Annotated in this window: 19 protein-coding genes; 12 read left to right on the top strand and 7 right to left on the bottom strand. The window is 68.3% G+C overall.

Annotated elements, in window-relative coordinates; translation table 11 throughout:
* Positions 1-68: 68 nt before the first annotated feature.
* Positions 69-1,355, bottom strand: coding sequence for a sensor domain-containing phosphodiesterase (locus SNE35_RS00990; protein WP_320420885.1), 1,287 nt, complete (start codon positions 1,353-1,355; stop codon positions 69-71).
* A 237-nt stretch (positions 1,356-1,592) separates the two neighbouring features.
* Here SNE35_RS00990 and SNE35_RS00985 point away from each other — a divergent pair, with 237 nt between their 5' ends.
* The gene (locus SNE35_RS00985; RefSeq protein WP_320420884.1) at positions 1,593-2,192 is read left to right on the top strand and encodes a GNAT family N-acetyltransferase; all 600 of its coding nucleotides are present in this window, start codon (positions 1,593-1,595) and stop codon (positions 2,190-2,192) included.
* Between the two features lie 3 nt (positions 2,193-2,195).
* On the opposite strand, the gene SNE35_RS00980 is transcribed toward SNE35_RS00985, so the two are convergent.
* The 3 genes from SNE35_RS00980 to SNE35_RS00970 form a co-directional block, all read right to left on the bottom strand.
* A complete protein-coding gene (locus SNE35_RS00980) occupies positions 2,196-2,918 on the bottom strand; it encodes a Crp/Fnr family transcriptional regulator (protein ID WP_320420883.1) in 723 nt (240 codons plus the stop codon).
* A 56-nt stretch (positions 2,919-2,974) separates the two neighbouring features.
* Complete coding sequence (locus SNE35_RS00975) at positions 2,975-3,661, bottom strand: RES family NAD+ phosphorylase (RefSeq protein WP_320420881.1); 687 nt, start codon at positions 3,659-3,661, stop codon at positions 2,975-2,977.
* A 160-nt stretch (positions 3,662-3,821) separates the two neighbouring features.
* Positions 3,822-4,235, bottom strand: a complete 414-nt coding sequence (locus tag SNE35_RS00970) for an MbcA/ParS/Xre antitoxin family protein (RefSeq protein ID WP_320420880.1) — start codon at positions 4,233-4,235, stop codon at positions 3,822-3,824.
* A gap of 194 nt (positions 4,236-4,429) precedes the next feature.
* Between SNE35_RS00970 and SNE35_RS00965 the strand changes: the two genes are divergently transcribed.
* Genes SNE35_RS00965 through SNE35_RS00930 form a run of 8 tightly spaced genes read left to right on the top strand, consistent with a single transcriptional unit; the run spans position 4,430 to position 12,897 of the window.
* A complete protein-coding gene (locus tag SNE35_RS00965; protein ID WP_320420879.1) occupies positions 4,430-6,361 on the top strand; it encodes an AMP-binding protein in 1,932 nt (643 codons plus the stop codon).
* Positions 6,358-7,140, top strand: coding sequence for an ABC transporter ATP-binding protein (locus SNE35_RS00960; RefSeq protein WP_320420877.1), 783 nt, complete (start codon positions 6,358-6,360; stop codon positions 7,138-7,140). Before SNE35_RS00965 ends, SNE35_RS00960 begins: the two co-directional genes overlap by 4 nt.
* Positions 7,140-8,072, top strand: a complete 933-nt coding sequence (locus SNE35_RS00955) for a branched-chain amino acid ABC transporter permease (RefSeq protein ID WP_320420876.1) — start codon at positions 7,140-7,142, stop codon at positions 8,070-8,072. Before SNE35_RS00960 ends, SNE35_RS00955 begins: the two co-directional genes overlap by 1 nt.
* Before the next feature lie 4 nt (positions 8,073-8,076).
* The gene (locus tag SNE35_RS00950) at positions 8,077-9,141 is read left to right on the top strand and encodes a branched-chain amino acid ABC transporter permease (RefSeq protein ID WP_320420875.1); all 1,065 of its coding nucleotides are present in this window, start codon (positions 8,077-8,079) and stop codon (positions 9,139-9,141) included.
* Positions 9,142-9,182: 41 nt separating this feature from the next.
* Positions 9,183-10,472 (top strand): ABC transporter substrate-binding protein, encoded by a 1,290-nt coding sequence (locus SNE35_RS00945; protein ID WP_431312704.1) that lies wholly within the window; start codon positions 9,183-9,185, stop codon positions 10,470-10,472.
* Between the two features lies 1 nt (position 10,473).
* On the top strand, positions 10,474-11,286 hold the full coding sequence (locus SNE35_RS00940; RefSeq protein ID WP_320420872.1) for an ABC transporter ATP-binding protein: 813 nt from the start codon (positions 10,474-10,476) through the stop codon (positions 11,284-11,286).
* 19 nt (positions 11,287-11,305) lie between these two features.
* Positions 11,306-11,614, top strand: coding sequence for a hypothetical protein (locus tag SNE35_RS00935; protein WP_320420870.1), 309 nt, complete (start codon positions 11,306-11,308; stop codon positions 11,612-11,614).
* An 11-nt stretch (positions 11,615-11,625) separates the two neighbouring features.
* Positions 11,626-12,897 carry a phenylacetate--CoA ligase family protein gene (locus SNE35_RS00930; protein ID WP_320421590.1) on the top strand — a complete coding sequence of 424 codons (1,272 nt, stop codon included), beginning with the start codon at positions 11,626-11,628 and terminating at the stop codon, positions 12,895-12,897.
* 1 nt (position 12,898) lies between these two features.
* Here SNE35_RS00930 and SNE35_RS00925 read toward each other — a convergent pair whose 3' ends face one another.
* On the bottom strand, positions 12,899-13,453 hold the full coding sequence (locus tag SNE35_RS00925) for a hypothetical protein (protein WP_320420869.1): 555 nt from the start codon (positions 13,451-13,453) through the stop codon (positions 12,899-12,901).
* Between the two features lie 102 nt (positions 13,454-13,555).
* Between SNE35_RS00925 and SNE35_RS00920 the strand changes: the two genes are divergently transcribed.
* Positions 13,556-14,542 carry a tripartite tricarboxylate transporter substrate-binding protein gene (locus SNE35_RS00920; protein ID WP_320420868.1) on the top strand — a complete coding sequence of 329 codons (987 nt, stop codon included), beginning with the start codon at positions 13,556-13,558 and terminating at the stop codon, positions 14,540-14,542.
* A gap of 263 nt (positions 14,543-14,805) precedes the next feature.
* Here the strand turns inward: SNE35_RS00920 and dtd are convergent, their stop codons facing one another.
* Together dtd and SNE35_RS00910 are read right to left on the bottom strand one after the other, a co-directional pair.
* Complete coding sequence (gene dtd / locus SNE35_RS00915; protein WP_320420867.1) at positions 14,806-15,243, bottom strand: D-aminoacyl-tRNA deacylase; 438 nt, start codon at positions 15,241-15,243, stop codon at positions 14,806-14,808.
* Positions 15,240-16,121, bottom strand: coding sequence for a cation diffusion facilitator family transporter (locus SNE35_RS00910; protein ID WP_320420866.1), 882 nt, complete (start codon positions 16,119-16,121; stop codon positions 15,240-15,242). Before SNE35_RS00910 ends, dtd begins: the two co-directional genes overlap by 4 nt.
* A gap of 114 nt (positions 16,122-16,235) precedes the next feature.
* On the opposite strand from SNE35_RS00910, the gene argB reads away from it, so the two are divergent.
* Together argB and SNE35_RS00900 are read left to right on the top strand one after the other, a co-directional pair.
* On the top strand, positions 16,236-17,153 hold the full coding sequence (argB, locus tag SNE35_RS00905) for an acetylglutamate kinase (protein WP_320420865.1): 918 nt from the start codon (positions 16,236-16,238) through the stop codon (positions 17,151-17,153).
* Positions 17,153-17,827 carry a pyrimidine 5'-nucleotidase gene (locus SNE35_RS00900; RefSeq protein WP_320420863.1) on the top strand — a complete coding sequence of 225 codons (675 nt, stop codon included), beginning with the start codon at positions 17,153-17,155 and terminating at the stop codon, positions 17,825-17,827. Before argB ends, SNE35_RS00900 begins: the two co-directional genes overlap by 1 nt.
* The last annotated feature ends 102 nt before the right edge of the window (positions 17,828-17,929 follow it).

The raw sequence follows: 17,929 nt of genomic DNA, 5'->3' as shown, positions 1-17,929 counted from the left end.
TAAAGACCGAGGCCACGGACGCAAGCAGGAACTTGTCAGCAGGGGTGCCGGAACGTGCAGAAGTCCGCTCAATGCGGCAGGGTCGCCCTCTCGCTGCGCAGGCGTGCGGCCGTCTCGCGGGCCTGCGCCAGCGTGGCCTGCAGCGGCCCGGGCCGGCCCAGCGAGTAGCCCTGCGCGAACTCGATGCCGATGCGATGCAAGGTTGCGAGTTCCTCGGCCGTCTCCACGCCCTCGGCCACCAGCTTGCCCTGGGTTGTCTCGGCGAAACGGGCCAGCGCGGCGGCCAGCGCTTGGCGGTTACGGTCGGCATCGATGTTGCGCGTGATGCTGTTGTCGAGCTTGATGATGTCGGGCGAGAGATTGAGGATGTGCTTGAAGCAGGCGAAGCCGGCGCCCGCATCGTCCACGGCCACGCGCAGGCCGGCCATCCGCAGCGGATTCACCACCCGCGCGATCTCGCTGTACTGCTCCACCTCTTCATGCTCGGTGACCTCCAGCACGATGCGTTCGAGTGGGTAGCCGCCGAGCAGCTCGGTCAGCCGGCCGTCGAGGATGGTGTTGGGCGAGGCGTTGATCGTGACGTAGAGGCCGTCCGGCACCTCGTCGAGGCCGTCCAGTGCGAGGTCGATCGCGCGCAACTCCAGTTCGACATTGCGCTGGATCTGCGCCGCCTCGTTGAACCACTGGTCGGGCGGGCGACGCGGCTCGCAGTCGAAACGGGTCAGCGCCTCGAAGCCGACGGCCCGGCCCTTGGGCAGATTGAAGATCGGCTGGTAGACCGAGCGCATGCAGCCGGATTGCAGCGCGAGCTCGATCCGGCGATGCATCACGCCGGTGATGTCGCGGCCCGCGAGTTCGCGGTCGAAGTGCTCGGCCATCACGTCGGCGAGCACGCGCATCGTCACCAGGTCGCGCGCACTGAGCCCTTCGTCGGGCCGCCTGCTGAAGCAGCAGAAGGTGCCGAAGACGCGGCCGTCCGCCAGGCGGATCGGCACGCTCAGGTGCGCGCCGATGTTCAGCGCGCGCGTGGCGGGGATCGTCAGCGCCTCGGCGTTCTTGCAGGCATCGGTCATCAGCTCGGGCAGGCGGCCGTCGACGACGCGCTGGCAGTAGCTGTCCTCGAGCGGATCGGAGCCGCCGACGCGGATCGGTGGATCGGCCGACTCCGCGTCGAGATGGCGGATCACGCGCCGGCCCTCGATGAATTCGGAGATGAAGGCGATCTCCATGCCGAGATGCCGCCGGATCGTGTGCAGGCTGCGCAGCAGAAGCTCGGAGGCCTGCCAGGGCTGCTGGCGGGCCGCGAGTCCGGCGAGCGGGCGACGATGCGATACCGCGCCGCGGTTGTCGTCCATAGATCCTCCTTGATGCCTGCTTGCGCGCGGATACGGCGCAGCAAGCGCCCGGGTCGGCCCGGTTGTTGTGATCGGAGTCTGATGAAATTCGAGGTTAGACGCAATATTTCGGACGGTGCGACAAACGCACAACATCCCCGCACTTGAGGCTTGCGCTGGCGTGCCGGCTCGCTAAATTGGATCAGAATCAGGGTTTTTACCGGGTCGGCGAGCTTTCAGCGTTAGGACCGATATTTCATGGCATTGAGCGAGCATTCCGTTCTGGCGCACCGCCCACTGGAAACCGCGCGCCTGCTGCTGCGCGCACCCACCGCTGACGACCTGCAGGCGGTGTTCGAACTGCATGCCGACCCGATCGCCAACCGCTTCAGCGCCAGTGGCCCCACGCCCACCCGCGAGGCCTCGGCCGAGCTGCTGGAAGGCTGGCTCGCCCATTGGCGCGAACATGGTTACGGCTACTGGGTGATCGCCTCGCGCGAGCAGCCCGAGCAGGTGATCGGCTTCGGCGGCGTGATGAGCCGCACCGTCGCCGGCGTCAGCGGCTTGCACCTGTACTTCCGCTTCCAGCCGCAGGCCTGGGGGCAGGGCTTCGCGTCGGAGATGGCGCTGGCGGCGCTGGAACTGGCCTTCGACACCTTGCACGCGCCGTCGGTGTTCGCCGTCGTGCTGGCGCCGAACACGCCCTCGCGCAAGACGCTGGAGCGCATTGGCATGCTGCTCAAGACCTCGTCCACCGACTGGCCGAGCCAGGTGGCAAGCTTGGTCTACGAGATGACGGCCGAGCGCTTCGCCCAGATGCCCAGGACGACGCCGGCGCCGACCCCGTTCGGCGCCTGAACGCTACGCACCGCCCTGGTAGGCCTGCAGCCCCGGCCGATCCAGCACCCGCACGCCGCCGTACTCCACCGCGATCAGGTTCGCCGCGGCCAGGGTGCTCAGCGACTGATTGACCCGCTGGCGCGAGAGGCCCACCAGATAGCCCAGTTCGTGCTGCGTGATGCGCAGCATGCTGCCCACACCCGGGTAGAGCAGCGGATGGAACATCGCCGCGAGGTTGCGGGCGACCTTGATGTCCGGATCGGAGATGCGATCGATCTCGCGGGCGGCGATGAACTGGCCGAGCCGCTCGTTCAGCTGGTTCAGGATGAAGCGATTGAACGCGATGCTCTGGTCCAGCAGCGCATGGAAGGTTTCGAGCGGCAGGCCGGCGACGACGCTGCGGCGCAGCGCCTGGATGTTGTAGCGGTAGGTCTCGCGCTTGAGCAGCGTGCCCTCGCCGAACCAGCCGCCCGGCGGCAGCCCGGTGAAGGTGATGCTGAACCCGGTGGAATCGTCGTTGCTCATCTTCAGCAGCCCGTCGACGACGCCGAACCAGTAGTTGGCCGGCCGCCCGAAACGGCAGACCCGCTCGCCCACTTGCGCCTCGGCCACCTGCAGCTGCGCGATGGCGGTGGCTCGCTGTTCCGGCGGCAGCAGGGCGAGCCAGGGGATCGCGTCCAGTTCCTCGTGGCTGGCCGCGCGGGCGCGCAGCCGCAGTGGCGTGGCAGGAGCGGAGGTGTTCATGCGGCAGGTGGGTCCGTACGATTCCGGCGCAAGGTAGCAGCCACCGCAATCCGCGTCTACAGCTTGTGCGCCTCGGACTTCAGATACCACTCGCTGATGCGCTCGCCGTTCCAGCGCAGGGTCACGTGCTCCGCCTGGCGTGCCGGCGGCACGGTGGCGCGCGGTGTGAACAGGGCCACGCATTCGCCGCCGGGCCGGCGCACGCTGTCGAAGGCGATGCCTGCGTCACCGGCCGTGCGCCGTGCGAGGCCGAAGACCTGCGAGGCGGCGTAGCTGTCGGGGGCATACAGCGCGGCATGTTCGGCCTTGCCTCCGCGCAGTTCGCATAACGCCGCTTTCACACGGAGCCGGTAGCAGCGCAGGTCGATCTCGATCTCCGGCTCCCGCGTGCGGGTGAGGAACAGCGTGCGGTGGTGGCCGACCTCGGCCACGGCCGTGTCGAGATCGTTCGCCGCGTAGTAGACGCCGTAGCTGCCATCGCTGAAGCGGCTGCCCTCAGGATTCAGATGCGTGAACGCGGCCATGATCGCGCCGGTGCCCGGGCCGCTGATCCGGTGCTCGGGCGGGACCAGCGACAGCTCGCCCGTCTCGTCGCGCAGCCGCGGATTGCCCAGCGCCTCGATCGCGAACACCACGTCGAGATCGGCCGGCTCGACCACCCGCTCGAACAGCGAGATCGGCGGAAAGCGGCTCGGGATCAGGCGGCAGGCGTCGGGCCAATCGAGCTTCGTTGTCGTAGTCATGTCAGCGTGTATTCGTATTCGGGCCGAGCGCCGGGCCGCCCCAAGCCGGCCCACTTGGCGATGTGCTTGCGGCTCGACGCCGCAGGCATCGCCGTCCCCTTGGGGGACCGCCCAGACCCGCCCGCGTCCAGCGCGGCGGGACTGGGCGAGGGGCTCTATGTCAAGCCCAGCCGCCGCGTTGCGCGTCGAGGTACTGCCGGACGACGAACAGGTCGGACACCTGGCCGCCGAGCATCCTGTCTAAGGCCGAGCGTCCGCCGAACAGCGGTGCGCTGTTGGCTTTCTTGATCCAGGCGTTCGCACGCTCCGGCAGCGGCAGCAGGATCTGCAGTGAGCCGTAAATGCCGAACAGGTGCGACAGGCGCTCGAGCGTAGCGCCGTCCAGCGCCGACTTGACGCGGCCCGCCTTCCAGTCGAAGAAGGCCGTGCGCCCGCAGCCCAGCAGGCGCTGCTGTTCGGCGTTGCTGAGATCCCAGGCAGCGGCGATGTTGAAGAAGGTGCGCAGGGCCGCGGCGGCGGCGGCCGGTGTCTGCAGATCGACGGGCGGCGAGCGGTGGGCGAGGACGGCGGACATGGCGGAACTCCAGTCGTGCAATGCTTGTCATTCTAGACCGTTTAAGAACTAATTCAATTAAATGGTACGAAAGTGGACTTTCTGCTTGCGGGAAAGTGCGCCCGGCATTGACCCTAGGAATGTCGTTGCAACGACAACGAGGCGTCAATGCGCCGCCTACCATGCCTCGCAGGAGACATAACACGGCGGCGACCATGGATCACCTGGCGACCACGACCTTTCCCCGGCTTCTGCTGGCCCTCGCGGCGGCGCGTCCCGACGCCGCGGCGTTGCGCGAGAAGGAGTACGGCATCTGGCAGACGCTCAGCTGGCGCGAGCTGGCGGCGCTGGTGCGCGAGTTCGCGCACGGCCTTGCCGCCGCCGGCCTGGGTGCGGGCCAGCACCTCGTCGTGATCGGCGAGAACCGCCCGCGGCTCTATGCCTCGATGCTGGCCGCGCAGTCGCTCGGCGCGATCCCCGTGCCGCTGTACCAGGATGCGGTGGCCACCGAATTCGTCTTCCCGATCAACAACGCCGAGATCGCCTTCGCGGTCGTCGAGGACCAGGAGCAGGTGGACAAGCTGCTGGAGATCCGCGAGCACTGCCCGGGCCTGGCGCGGATCTGGTACGACGACCCGCGCGGCCTGCGCAAGTACGAGGAGCCGGGCCTGGCCGCGCTCGACACCTTGCGCGAGGAGGGCCGCCGGCATGCCACCGGTCATCCGGCGTATGTTGAAGAGCGCATCGCCGCCGCCCGACCCGAGGACGTGGCCGCACTGTTCTTCACCTCCGGCACCACCGGCAACCCGAAGGGCGTCGTCCACACGCACGCCAGCCTGATCGACCGCGCGCTGGCTGGCCAGCGCTTCGACAAGCTGACCGAGCGCGAGGAGGTGCTCGCCTACCTGCCGCCGGCCTGGATCGGCCAGAACATCTTCAGCTACGCGCAGTGGCTGGCGGTGGGCTACGTCGTCAATTGCCCGGAGTCGGCCAGCACCGTCGAGATCGACCTGAAGGAGATCGGCCCGACCTACTACTTCGCGCCGCCGCGCGTGTTCGAGGGCCTGCTGACGCGCGTGATGATCCGCATGGAAGACGCCTCCGCGCCCAAGCGCTGGTTGTTCGAGCGCTGCATGGCGCTGGCGCGCAGAGTCGGCCCGGCGCTGATGGACGGCAAGCCGGTCGGCACCGCGGACCGCTTGAAATACGCCTTAGGCAATGCCTTGATCTACGGCCCGCTGCGCAACACGCTGGGCCTGTCGCGCGTGCGCGTGGCCTACACGGCCGGCGAGGCGATCGGGCCCGACCTGTTCAGCTTCTACCGCAGCATCGGCATCAATCTGAAACAGCTTTACGGCTCCACCGAGACGGCCGTATTCGTCTGCCTGCAGCCGGACGATCAGGCCCGCTCCGACACCGTCGGCGTTCCGATCGAAGGCGTCGAGCTGCGGCTGGCGGACGGCGGCGAGATCTTCATCCGCTCGCCCGGCCTGCTGAAGGGCTACTACAAGAACGAGGCCGCGACGTCCGAGGTGCTGGACGGCGAGGGCTGGTTCCGCACCGGCGACGCCGGCTTCATCGACGGCGACGGGCACCTGAAGATCATCGACCGCGCGAAGGACGTCGGCCGCATGCGCTGCGGCGCGATGTTCGCGCCCAAGTATGTGGAGAACAAGCTGAAGTTCTTTCCGCACATCAAGGAGGCCGTGGCCTTCGGCGACGGGCGCGAGCAGGTCTGCGCCTTCGTCAACATCGACTTCGACGCCGTCGGCAACTGGGCCGAGCGGCGCAACCTGCCCTATGCGGGCTACACCGACCTGGCCGCCAAGCCCGAGGTCTACGAGTTGATCGCCGAGTGCGTGCGCCAGGTCAACGCCGACCTGGCCCGCGACAAGCTGCTGGCCGGCAGCCAGATCAGCCGCTTCCTGATCCTGCACAAGGAGCTCGATGCCGACGACGGCGAACTGACCCGCACCCGCAAGGTCCGCCGCGGCGCCATCGCCGACAAGTACGGCGTGCTGATCGACGCGCTGTACGGCGGCAAGTGCTCGCAATTCATCCAGACCGCGGTGAAGTTCGAGGACGGCCGCAGCGGCACGGTGGCGGCGGACCTGCGCATCGTCGACGTCGAGGCGGTGAGCGCATGAAAAGAGATGTGGGCGAGGTGATCCTCGACGTGCGCAACATCAGCGTGCAGTTCGGCGGCGTCAAGGCGCTCAGCGACATTTCCTTCGACGTCCGCGAGCACGAGATCCGCGCCATCATCGGTCCCAACGGCGCGGGAAAAAGCTCGATGCTCAACTGCATCAACGGCGTCTACCAGCCCAGCGAGGGCGCGATCACCTTCCGCGGCCAGACCTTCCGGCACATGAACTCGCGCCAGGTCGCGCAGATGGGCGTGGCGCGCACCTTCCAGAACCTGGCGCTGTTCAAGGGCATGAGCGTGCTGGACAACATCATGACCGGCCGCAACCTGCACATGCGCTGCAACCTGTTCTGGCAGGCCCTGCGCTTCGGCCCGGCCGAGCGCGAGGAAATCGCGCAGCGCGAGAAGGTCGAGCGCATCATCGATTTCCTCGAGATCCAGGCGTATCGCAAGACGCCGGTCGGCCGGCTGCCCTATGGCCTGCAGAAGCGCGTGGACCTGGGCCGGGCGCTGGCGATGGAGCCCCAGGTGCTGCTGCTGGACGAGCCGATGGCCGGCATGAACGTCGAAGAAAAGCAGGACATGTGCCGCTTCATCCTCGACGTCAACGAGGAGTTCGGCACGACCATCGTGCTGATCGAGCACGACATGGGCGTGGTGATGGACATCTCGGACCGCGTCGTCGTGCTGGACTACGGCCGCAAGATCGGCGACGGCGCGCCTGCCGAGGTGCGCGCCAATCCCGAAGTGATCAAGGCCTACCTGGGGACCTCTCACTGATGGGCTTCTTCCTCGAAACCCTGATCGGCGGTCTGATGGCCGGCATGCTCTATTCGCTGATCGCGCTGGGCTTCGTGCTGATCTACAAGGCCAGCGGCGTGTTCAATTTCGCGCAGGGTGCGATGGTGCTGTTCGCGGCGCTGGCGATGGCGCGCTTCGCCGAGTGGATTCCGCAGTGGGTGCCGGCGCTGGCCAACCCGATTGTCGCCAACGTGCTGGCCTTCGCGCTGGCGCTGGCGGTGATGGTGCTCGTCGCGATCGCGGTGGAGAAGCTGGCGCTCTCGCGCCTCGTGAACCAGGAAGGCATCACGCTGCTGATGGCGACGCTGGGCTTCACCTACTTCCTCGACGGCCTGGGCCAGACCCTGTTCGGCAACGACATCTACAAGATCGACGTCGGCATGCCCAAGGATCCGGTCATCGTCGCCGAGTCGCTGTTCCAGGGCGGCATCCTGATCAGCAAGGAAGACCTCTACTCGGCGCTGATCGCCACCGTGCTGGTCGCGCTGCTGGCGCTGTTCTTCCAGAAGACCGCGACCGGCCGCGCGCTGCGTGCGGTGGCCGACGACCATCAGGCGGCGCAGTCCATCGGCATCCCGCTGTCGACGATCTGGATCATCGTCTGGAGCGTGGCCGGCTTCGTCGCGCTGGTGGCCGGCGTGATCTGGGGCAGCAAGCTGGGCGTGCAGTTCTCGCTGTCGCTGGTGGCGCTGAAGGCGCTGCCGGTGGTGATCCTCGGCGGGCTCACCTCGATCCCGGGCGCCATCGTCGGCGGGCTGGTGATCGGCGTCGGCGAGAAGCTATCGGAGATCTACATCGGGCCGATGCTGGGTGGCGGGATCGAGATCTGGTTCGCCTATGTGCTGGCGCTGCTGTTCCTTCTCGTGCGGCCACAGGGGCTGTTTGGCGAGAAGATCATCGACCGGGTCTGACGCCATGCTCTACAGAGAAAACGGCCAGTTCAAATCCAGCTACCGCGCGGACCAGCAGATCCTGCCGATCCGCCAGGACCGCATCGCGATGGCGCTGCTCTTGTTGACGGCCTTCGTGATCGTGCCGCTCGCGGCCCCCGAGTACCTGCTGCGCGCGATCCTCGTTCCCTTCCTAATCCTCTCGCTGGCCGCGCTGGGCCTGAACGTCCTCGTCGGCTACTGCGGCCAGATCTCGCTGGGCACCGGCGCCTTCATGGCCGTCGGCGCCTACGCGGCCTACAACGCGCAGGCTCGCATCGAGGGCCTGCCGCTGATCGTCTCGCTGCTGCTGGGCGGCTGCTGCGCGACGGTGGTCGGCGTGATCTTCGGCGTGCCCTCGCTGCGCATCCGCGGGCTCTACCTGGCGGTGGCGACCTTGGCGGCGCAGTTCTTCGTCGACTGGGCGGCGCTGCGCCTGAAGTTCGTCACCAACGGCTCGGAATCCGGCTCGGTCGGCGTCAGCGGGCTGAATGTGTTTGGTATTCCGATCGAAAGCCCGGCATCCAAGTACCTGCTGTGCCTGTCCTTCGCCGTCGTCTTCGCGCTGCTGGCGAAGAACCTGGTGCGCTCGGGCATCGGCCGCGAATGGATGGCGATGCGCGACATGGATGTGGCCGCGGCCGTCATCGGCATCCGGCCGGTGCACGCGAAGCTGACCGCCTTCGCGGTCAGCGCCTTCATCGTCGGCGTAGCTGGCGGGCTATGGGGCTTCGTCCACCTCGGCGCCTGGGAGCCGGCGGCCTTCAACATCGACCGCTCGTTCCAGCTCCTCTTCATGGTGATCATCGGCGGGCTCGGCTCGATCATGGGCGGCTTCCTCGGCGCCGCCTTCATCGTGCTGCTGCCGATCGCGCTGGAGCGCCTGCCGCAGCTGCTGCATCTGCCGCTGTCCACCGCGATGTCCTCGCACCTGACCAGCATGGTCTTCGGCGTGCTGATCGTGTTCTTCCTGATCGTCGAGCCGCACGGCCTGGCCCGGCTGTGGGCCACGGCCAAGGAGAAGCTGCGGCTCTGGCCTTTCCCTCACTGATCCACAACAAGGAGACAAGCATGAGAAGACAGTGGCTAACGATGATCCTCAGCGTCATGGTCGCCGCGGGGGCGCAGGCCCAGCCGGCGAAGGAGCAGTTCTTCCCCTTGCTGGTCTACCGCACCGGCCCCTACGCGCCCAACGGCACGCCCTGGGCCAACGGCAAGCAGGACTACATCAAGCTGATCAACGCGCGCGACGGCGGCATCAACGGCGTCAAGCTGACCTTCGAGGAGTGCGAGACCGGCTACGCCACCGACAAGGGCGTCGAGTGCTACGAGCGGCTCAAGGGCAAGGGCGCCAGCATGATCGACCCGCAGGCCACCGGCATCACCTTCGCGCTGACCGAGAAGGCCCCGGTCGACAAGATCCCGCTGCTGACCCTGGGCTACGGCCTCTCCGCCGCGCAGGACGGTAACGTCTTCAAGTGGAACTTCCCGCTGATGGGCAGCTACTGGACCGCGGCCGACATGCTGATCCAGCAGATCGCCAAGAAAGAGGGCGGCTTCGACAAGCTCAAGGGCAAGAAGATCGCGCTGGTCTATCACGACTCGCCCTTCGGCAAGGAGCCGATGCCGATGCTGGAGGAGCGCAGCAAGATGAACGGCTTCGAGCTGGTCAAGATCCCGGTGACGGCGCCCGGCGTCGAGCAGAAGTCCGCCTGGCTGCAGGTGCGCCAGCAGCGGCCCGACTACGTGCTGCTGTGGGGCTGGGGCGTGATGAACTCCACTGCGCTGAAGGAGGCCCAGGCCACCGGCTACCCGCGCGAGAAGATGTACGGCGTCTGGTGGGCCGGCGCGGAGCCGGACGTCAAGGACGTCGGCGAGGGCGCCAAGGGCTACAACGCGCTGAACCTGAACAGCGCGGGCCAGCAGCCGAAGGTGATCCAGGACATCCTGAAGTACGTGCACGAGAAGGGCCAGGGCACGGGCCCGAAGGACGAGGTCGGCTCGGTGCTGTACACGCGCGGCATGATCATCCAGATGCTCAGCGTCGAGGCGGTGCGCCGCGCGCAGGAGCGCTTCGGCAAGGGCAAGGTGATGACCGGCGAGCAGGTCCGCTGGGGCCTGGAGAACCTGGCGCTGGACCAGAAGAAGCTCGACGCGCTGGGCTTCGCCGGCGTGATGCGGCCGATCAGCACCAGCTGCGCCGACCACATGGGCTCGACCTGGGCGCGCGTGCAGACCTGGGACGGCACGAAGTGGAACTTCAGCTCCGACTGGCTGGAGGCCGACACGGCGATCCTGAAGCCGATGGTGAAGGCGGCGGCGGACAAGTACGCCGCGGACAAGAAGATCACGCGGCGTACGCCGGAAGACTGCCAGTCCTGATATGAATGCGCCCGCCGTCCTCCTCGACGTCAACGGCATCGAGGTCATCTACAACCACGTGATCCTGGTGCTGAAGGGCGTGTCGCTGCAGGTGCGCGAGGGCAGCATCGTCGCGCTGCTGGGCGGCAACGGTGCTGGCAAGACGACGACCCTGCGCGCGGTCAGCAACCTGCTGGCGGGCGAGCGTGGCGAGGTGACCAAGGGTTCGATCGCGCTGCGCGGCGAGCGCGTCGAGAAGCTCGGCACCGCCGAGATGGTGCGGCGCGGCGTGATCCAGGTGATGGAGGGCCGGCACTGCTTCGCGCACCTGAGCATCGAGGAGAACCTGCTCACCGGGGCCTACACGCGCAGCGATGGCAAGGCGGCCGTGGCGCAGACGCTGGAGAAGGTCTATGCCTACTTCCCGCGGCTGAAGACGCGCCGCTCCTCGCAGGCGGCCTACACCTCCGGTGGCGAGCAGCAGATGTGCGCGATCGGCCGAGCGTTGATGGCCAACCCGAAGATGGTGCTGCTGGACGAGCCCTCGATGGGCCTGGCGCCGCAGATCGTCGAGGAGGTGTTCGAGATCGTGCGGGACCTGAACGCCAAGGAGGGCACGACCTTCCTGCTGGCCGAGCAGAACACGACGATGGCGCTGTGCTACGCCGACTACGGCTACATCCTCGAGAACGGCCGCGTCGTGATGGACGGCGCCGCGAGGCAGCTCGCCGAAAATGAGGACGTCAAGGAGTTCTACCTCGGCATGGGCGGGGGCGACCGCAAGAGCTTCCGCGACGTGAAGAGCTACAAGCGCCGTAAACGTTGGCTAGCCTGACGCCAGGAGGAATGCCGCAATGAGCAACGACGATTTCTTCGCCCTGCCACCGTTCAAGCCCGACGAGGCGCTGTTGACGCTGCGGCGCAACTTGCGCGACCTGCGGCCGCTGGCCGAGCGCGGCGGCAAGCCGGGCCTGTTCGAGCTGCAGGGCCAGCCGGTGCTGGAACTCAGTGCGGACGAGCAGGGCCTGCATGCGCGCCTGGTCAAGCGCCCGGCGCGCAGCCCCGAGTGGGAGAAGCGCGATTGCAAGAACGCCGCCGAGGTGCGGCGGCTGCACGACGAGATCAAGCGCCGCGTCGGGCTGTGGACCGACGAGACGCCGTGAGCGCCACCACCATGGCACCGCACTTTCACGACGCGCTGGAAACGCGCGACCCGGCCGAGCGCGAGCAGGCGCTGCTGCAGGCGCTGGCTGGCCAGATCGCGCACGCGCAGGCCCATGCGCCTGCTTTCGCCGAACTGCTGGCCGGCGTGGAACCTGCCAAGGTCAACAGCCGCGCCGCGCTGGCGCGCCTGCCGGTCACTCGCAAGCCCGAGCTGCTGGCGCGCCAGCAGGCTCAGCGCGGCAGCGGCGGCGACCCCTTCGGCGGCCATGCCACCGTCGGTTGGGCGGGCCTCGTGTACCGGCGCGGTGCGCGCAAGGTCTTCCAGTCACCCGGGCCGATCTACGAGCCCGAGGGCGAGGCGACAGACTACTGGCGCCTGGCCCGCGCGCTGTTCGCCGCCGGTTTCCGCGCCGGCGACTTGGCGCACAACAGCTTCAGCTACCACCTGACACCGGCCGGCTCGATGATGGAAAGCGCCGCTGCCGCGCTGGGCTGCGCCGTGTTCCCGGGCGGCGTCGGCAACACCGAACTGCAGCTGCAGGCCATCGCCGACCTGCGGCCGCAGGCCTATGTCGGCACGCCCAGCTTCCTGAAGATCCTGCTCGAGAAGGCGGAGGAGCAGGGCCGGTCGGTGCGTTCGATCACCAAGGCCCTGGTCAGCGGCGAGGCCTTTCCCGTGGCGCTACGCGACTGGCTTGCCGCCCGCGGCGTCTCCGCCTACCAGTGCTACGCGACGGCCGACCTGGGCTTGATCGCTTACGAAACCAGCGCGCGCGAAGGCCTGGTGCTCGACGAAGGCGTGCTGGTGGAGATCGTGCGGCCGGGCACCGGCGACCCGGTGCCGGATGGCGAGGTCGGCGAGGTCGTCGTCAGCACCTTGAACCCGGACTACCCGCTGATCCGCTTCGCCACCGGCGACCTCTCCGCCGTGCTGCCGGGTGCCTGCCCGAGCGGCCGCACGAACACCCGCATCCGCGGCTGGCTGGGTCGCGCCGACCAGTCGGCCAAGGTGCGCGGCATGTTCGTGCATGCGGGCCAGGTCGCCGAGGTCGTCAGGCGCTTCCCGGAGATCGGCCGCGCGCGGCTGGTGGTCGAGGGCGAACTCGCCAACGATCGCATGTGCCTGCGGGTGGAATTGACTGATGCGCCGCCGGAAGGGCTGGCCGAGCGCATTGCGGCCGCGCTGCGCGAGGTGACGAAGCTGCGCGGCGAGGTGGAACTGCTGGAGGCCGGAAGCCTGCCCAACGACGGGCGGGTGATCGAGGATCGGCGCGCGATCTGAATCAGCGAGCAGAGGCGACCAGGGCTTGGTCGGCTTCGGCCAGTGCCGGCGAACGCAGCGCCGCGGCGGCCATCGTCTTCGGGCCTTCGGCCACGGGGCTGACCAGCCATTGCGGCACGGGCAGGCGGCTGCCGGTCGTGGCGCGCAGCTCGCGGCCCGACATCGCCCATTCGGCCGCGCCGCCGACGAACCAGTGCACCTGGCCCGGGCTCAACGCCTGCAGCGACTCGACCAATGCCTGCGCGCGCGGATCGCCCGCGTCGCCGTAGACGACGATGTCTCGCGACAGGTCCAGGCCGGCGGCCGAGACGGCACCGCGCAGCGCGACCAGGTCGTGCCGCTCCAGCCAGGCCGTCAGCGCGGCGGGGTCGATGCGCAGGGCGCCGGGCAGGGCGGCGGCGGGCTGCTCGCGCACGTCCCAGGCCAGCGCGCCGTGGGCCAGAGCCGCCTCGGCCGCGGGGGCTGCGAGGTTGTCGGCGCGGGCGGTGCCGGCGGCGGCCAGCAGGGCCAGGGCGGCAAGGACAGCGGCGGGCAGGGTGCGCTTGATCGTCGTCATGATGGGTGCTAACTCTAGGAATCAGCGTCATGCCCGTCCAATACAGAGTCGCAGAAAGCTTATGCAATAGGGCCATAAGCAAGCTCGGATAGCATCGCGCCGATGCGCCTCGCCCCGATCTGCCGCCTGTTCCTCGTCCTGCTGCTGGCCATCGCCGGCCCGGCGCGGGCGGCCTATCCGGATCACCCGATCACCCTGGTCGTGCCCTTCTCGGCCGGCGGGCCGACCGATACCGTGGCCCGCGACCTGGCCGATGCGCTGAAGAAGCTGCTGGGCGTCGAGGTGCTGGTGGACAACGTAGGCGGCCCGGGCGGCGGCACCTTGGGCGCCACCAAGGTCGCCAAGGCGCCGCCCGATGGCTACACGCTGCTGCTGCACCACATCGGCATGGCTACTGCGCCCTCGCTGTACCGCAACCTCCCCTACGACACGCTGAACGACTTCGAATACCTGGGCCTGATCGCCGAGGTGCCGATGACGCTGATCGGCCGGCCCGGCCTGCCGGCCGGCAGCTTCGCCGAGCTGCGCCAGTGGATGCTGGCCAACAAGGGCAAGATCAACCTGGCCAATGCGGGCACCGGCGCGGCCTCGCACCTGTGCGGCGTGCTGTTCCAGCGGGCCTTAAAGCTGGACATGAACACCGTGTCCTTCAAGGGCACGGCGCCGGCGATGGCCGAACTGCTGGCCGGCAACGTGGACCTGCTGTGCGACCAGACCACCAACACGACGGCGATGATCAACGCCGGCAAGGTGCGCGCCTATGCGGTCACGACGCGGCAGCGCCTGGCGGGCTCGGTGCTCGCGACGCTGCCGACGCTGGAGGAGGCGGGCCTCAAAGGCTTCGAGGTGTCGATCTGGCACGGCCTGTACGCGCCCAAGGGCACGCCACCGGCCGTCGTCGAGAAGCTCAACACGGCGCTGCGGGCGGCGCTGCACGACCCGGATTTCATGCGCCGCGAGCAGGCGCTGGGCTCGGTGCTGGTCAACGATGCGCGGCTCACCAGCGCCGGCCACAAGCGCTTCGTCGCCGCGGAGATCCACCGGTGGGCGCCGATCATCCGGGCGGCCGGCCCTTACGGCGAGGACTAGGGCCTGTTCACGCTACTGCAAGGGGTCGCGAAGGCCCGCCAAAGGGTGCCAATCTAGGCGCGGCACGCCGCCCGCACTCGCGTGCGGGCAAGGGCTGCAACGACGAGTGGCGCCCTTTGGCGGGCCTTCCCGAAGGGTTGCGACCAGAAAGACCGCATCCGGCGTTGCAAATCCTCGCCGGGCACGAGCCCGGCTTGCGGTTTGCGCCTTGTCTGCGGCCTTTCTGGTCACAACGCGACCCCTTGCCGTAGCGTGAACAGGCCCTAGCTCTTCATCGGGATCGTCACCGGCCCGTCGTTGACGAGGCTCACCTGCATGTCCGCGCCGAACTCCCCGCACTCGACGACCGGGTGCTGCGCCCGCGCGTAGCGCAGCACATGCTCGTACAGCCGCCGGCCCTGTTCGGCGCCTGCCGCGCCGGTGAAGCTGGGGCGATTGCCGGCGCTGGTGTCGGCCGCCAGCGTGAACTGCGAGACGACCAGCAGGCCGCCGCCAACGTCCTTGACGCTCAGGTTCATCTTGCCGGCCGCGTCGCTGAAGATGCGCAGCTTCAGCACCTTGTCGACGAGCTTCTCGGCCTGCTTCTCGCTGTCCGACGGCTCGGCGCAGACGAGCATCAGCAGGCCCGGCCCGATCGCCCCGATGGTCGCGCCGGCCACCTCGACCCGCGCGCTGCGCACCCGCTGCAGCACGGCGATCATGGCTGTTGCTCCTGGCGGGTCTCGACGCCCAGCGGCAGCAGCTGGATCGTCGCACGCAGCCCCGGTACGGCATTCATCAGCGCCTGCTCGACCTCGTCACGTACCGTGGCCGCGCGGCCCAGGCTCCAGTCGGCAGGCATGTGCATGTGCAGGTCGACGAAGCGGCGCTGGCCGGCGCTGCGGCTGGCGAGGTGGTCGAAGCGGATCGTGCGCTGGCGGAAGCTGGCCAGCGCCGCGTCGATGGCGGCCAGCGACTCGGCGTCCAGCGCCTCGTCCATCAGGCCCGAGGTGGCGCGTCGCACCAGGTGCACGCCTTCGCGCAGCACGTTCAGCGCCACCGCCAGCGCCACCAGCGGATCGAGCCAGAGCCAGCCGGTCAGCATCACGCCGATCAGGGCGGCGACGACGCCGGCGGAGGTCCAGACGTCGGTGATCAGGTGGCGCGCGTCGGCCTCCAGCGCGACCGAACCCAGCTCGCGCGCCTTGCGCAGCATGGCCCAGGCGAGGCCGCCGTTCAGTGCCGAGCTGAGCACCGTCAGCGCGATGCCGATGTCGAGACCGCCGACCGGCTGTGGCGCCAGCAGCCGGTGCCCCGCGCCCCAGGCGATGCCCAGGCCGGCCAGCATGATCAGAACGCCTTCGAAGCCGCCGGAGAAGTATTCGGCCTTGTGGTGGCCGAACGGATGGTTGTCGTCCGGCGGCTTGGAGGCCAGGGTCAACATGGCCAGGGCGAACACCGCACCGGCCAGGTTGACCAGCGATTCCAGCGCGTCCGCGGCCAGGCTGACCGAGCCGGTCCACCACCAGGCGGCGGTCTTCATCGCGATCGTCAGCAGGGCGACGAGGACGGACAGCTTGAGGTAGGAACTTGCTTGCATCCTCCCATTGTCTGCCGAGCAGAATTTCTTCCAGCGGCAGCCAAGCCCATCTCGCGATGGGCTTGGAACGCTAACCCTAGAATCGCGCAGCACCAACCTAACCCCACCCACGCCATGAAGACCGACTCCGCCGCCCCGACCACGACCGACGTCTCGCACATCGCGCCGCGCGAGAAGGCCGAGATCCTCTCGCAGGCCCTGCCCTACATCCGCGAGTTCCACGGCAAGACCATCGTCATCAAGTACGGCGGCAATGCGATGACCGACCCGGAGCTGCAGAAGGACTTCGCCGAGGACGTGGTGCTGCTGAAGCTGGTCGGCATGAACCCGGTGGTCGTGCACGGCGGCGGCCCGCAGATCGAGGACGCACTGAACAAGCTCGGCAAGAAGGGCCACTTCATCCAGGGCATGCGCGTCACCGACGAGGAGACGATGAGCGTCGTCGAATGGGTGCTCGGCGGCGAGGTGCAGCAGGACGTTGTCGGCCTGATCAACGCCGTGGGCGGCAAGGCCGTGGGCCTGACCGGCCGCGACGGCGCGATGATCCGCGCCAAGAAGCTGAAGATGGTGGACAAGGACGACCCGGCCAAGGAGCACGACATCGGCCAGGTCGGCGACATCGTGTCCGTCGACCCGAGCGTCGTGAAGGCGCTGCAGGACGACCAGTTCATCCCGGTCGTCAGCCCGATCGGCTTCGGCGAACACAACGAGAGCTACAACATCAACGCCGACGTCGTCGCCGCCAAGCTCGCGACCGTGCTGAAGGCCGAGAAGCTGCTGATGCTGACCAACATCAAGGGCGTGCTGAACAAGGAAGGCGAGCTGATGACCGAGCTGACGCCGCGCCGCATCGACGAGATGATCGAGGACGGCACGATCAGCGGCGGCATGATCCCGAAGATCGCCGGGGCGCTGGACGCGGCCAAGAGCGGCGTGAAGGCGGTGCACATCATCGACGGCCGCGTGCCGCACGCGATGCTGCTGGAGATCCTGTCCGACCAGGCCTACGGAACGATGATCCGCTCGCATTGATGAGCGCGTTGAAGGGCGGCCCGGTCTGGTTCTTCGACCTTGACGACACGCTGCACAACGCGTCCGCGCGGATCTTCCCGCAGATGCGCACGGCGATGGCCGATTACATGGTCGAGCACGTCGGGGTCGACGCCGAGGAGGCCGGCCGGCTGCGCCAGCTCTACGTGCGCCTCTACGGCAACACGATGCTGGGCCTGGTGCGGCACCACGAGGTCAGCTCCGCGCACTTCCTGCGCGAGACGCACCGCTTCGATGACCTGGAGGCCATGGTCCACGGCCATGCGCACGACCTGGCCGCGCTGCGCCGCCTGCCCGGCCGCAAGTTCCTGCTGACCAACGCGCCGGAGGCCTACGCGCGCCGCGTGCTGGCCGCGCTGGGCATGGAGCGCTGCTTCGAGGCGGTGATCGCCGTCGAGCAAATGGCGATGTTCGGCCAACTGCGGCCCAAGCCCGACGCGCGGATGTTCCGCCACCTGCTCGCGCGGCTGAAGCTGATGCCTTCCCGCTGCATCCTGGTCGAGGACACGCTGGAGCACCAGAAGGCCGCGCGCGGCCTGGGCATGAAGACGGTCTGGATGCAGCGCTGGTCGCGCGGCGCGGCGCATCCGGGCCTGCGACGACGACCCGTCTACGTCGGCCGCCGGGTCAGCAAGCTCGCCGCGCTGCTCCGGTGAATCCCACGTTTTAGGTCCCAGACTTTTCCGCAAGGCGGCGGACGGACCGCAGAATCCGCAGACCCCCTCAGGTCGTTTGCCCGGCTGTTCCGGTCAAGACCT

The sequence above is a fragment of the Roseateles agri genome (genome assembly GCF_034043675.1).
Classification (GTDB): Bacteria; Pseudomonadota; Gammaproteobacteria; order Burkholderiales; family Burkholderiaceae_C; genus KK5.
This window is presented reverse-complemented; position numbering and strand designations above follow the sequence as displayed.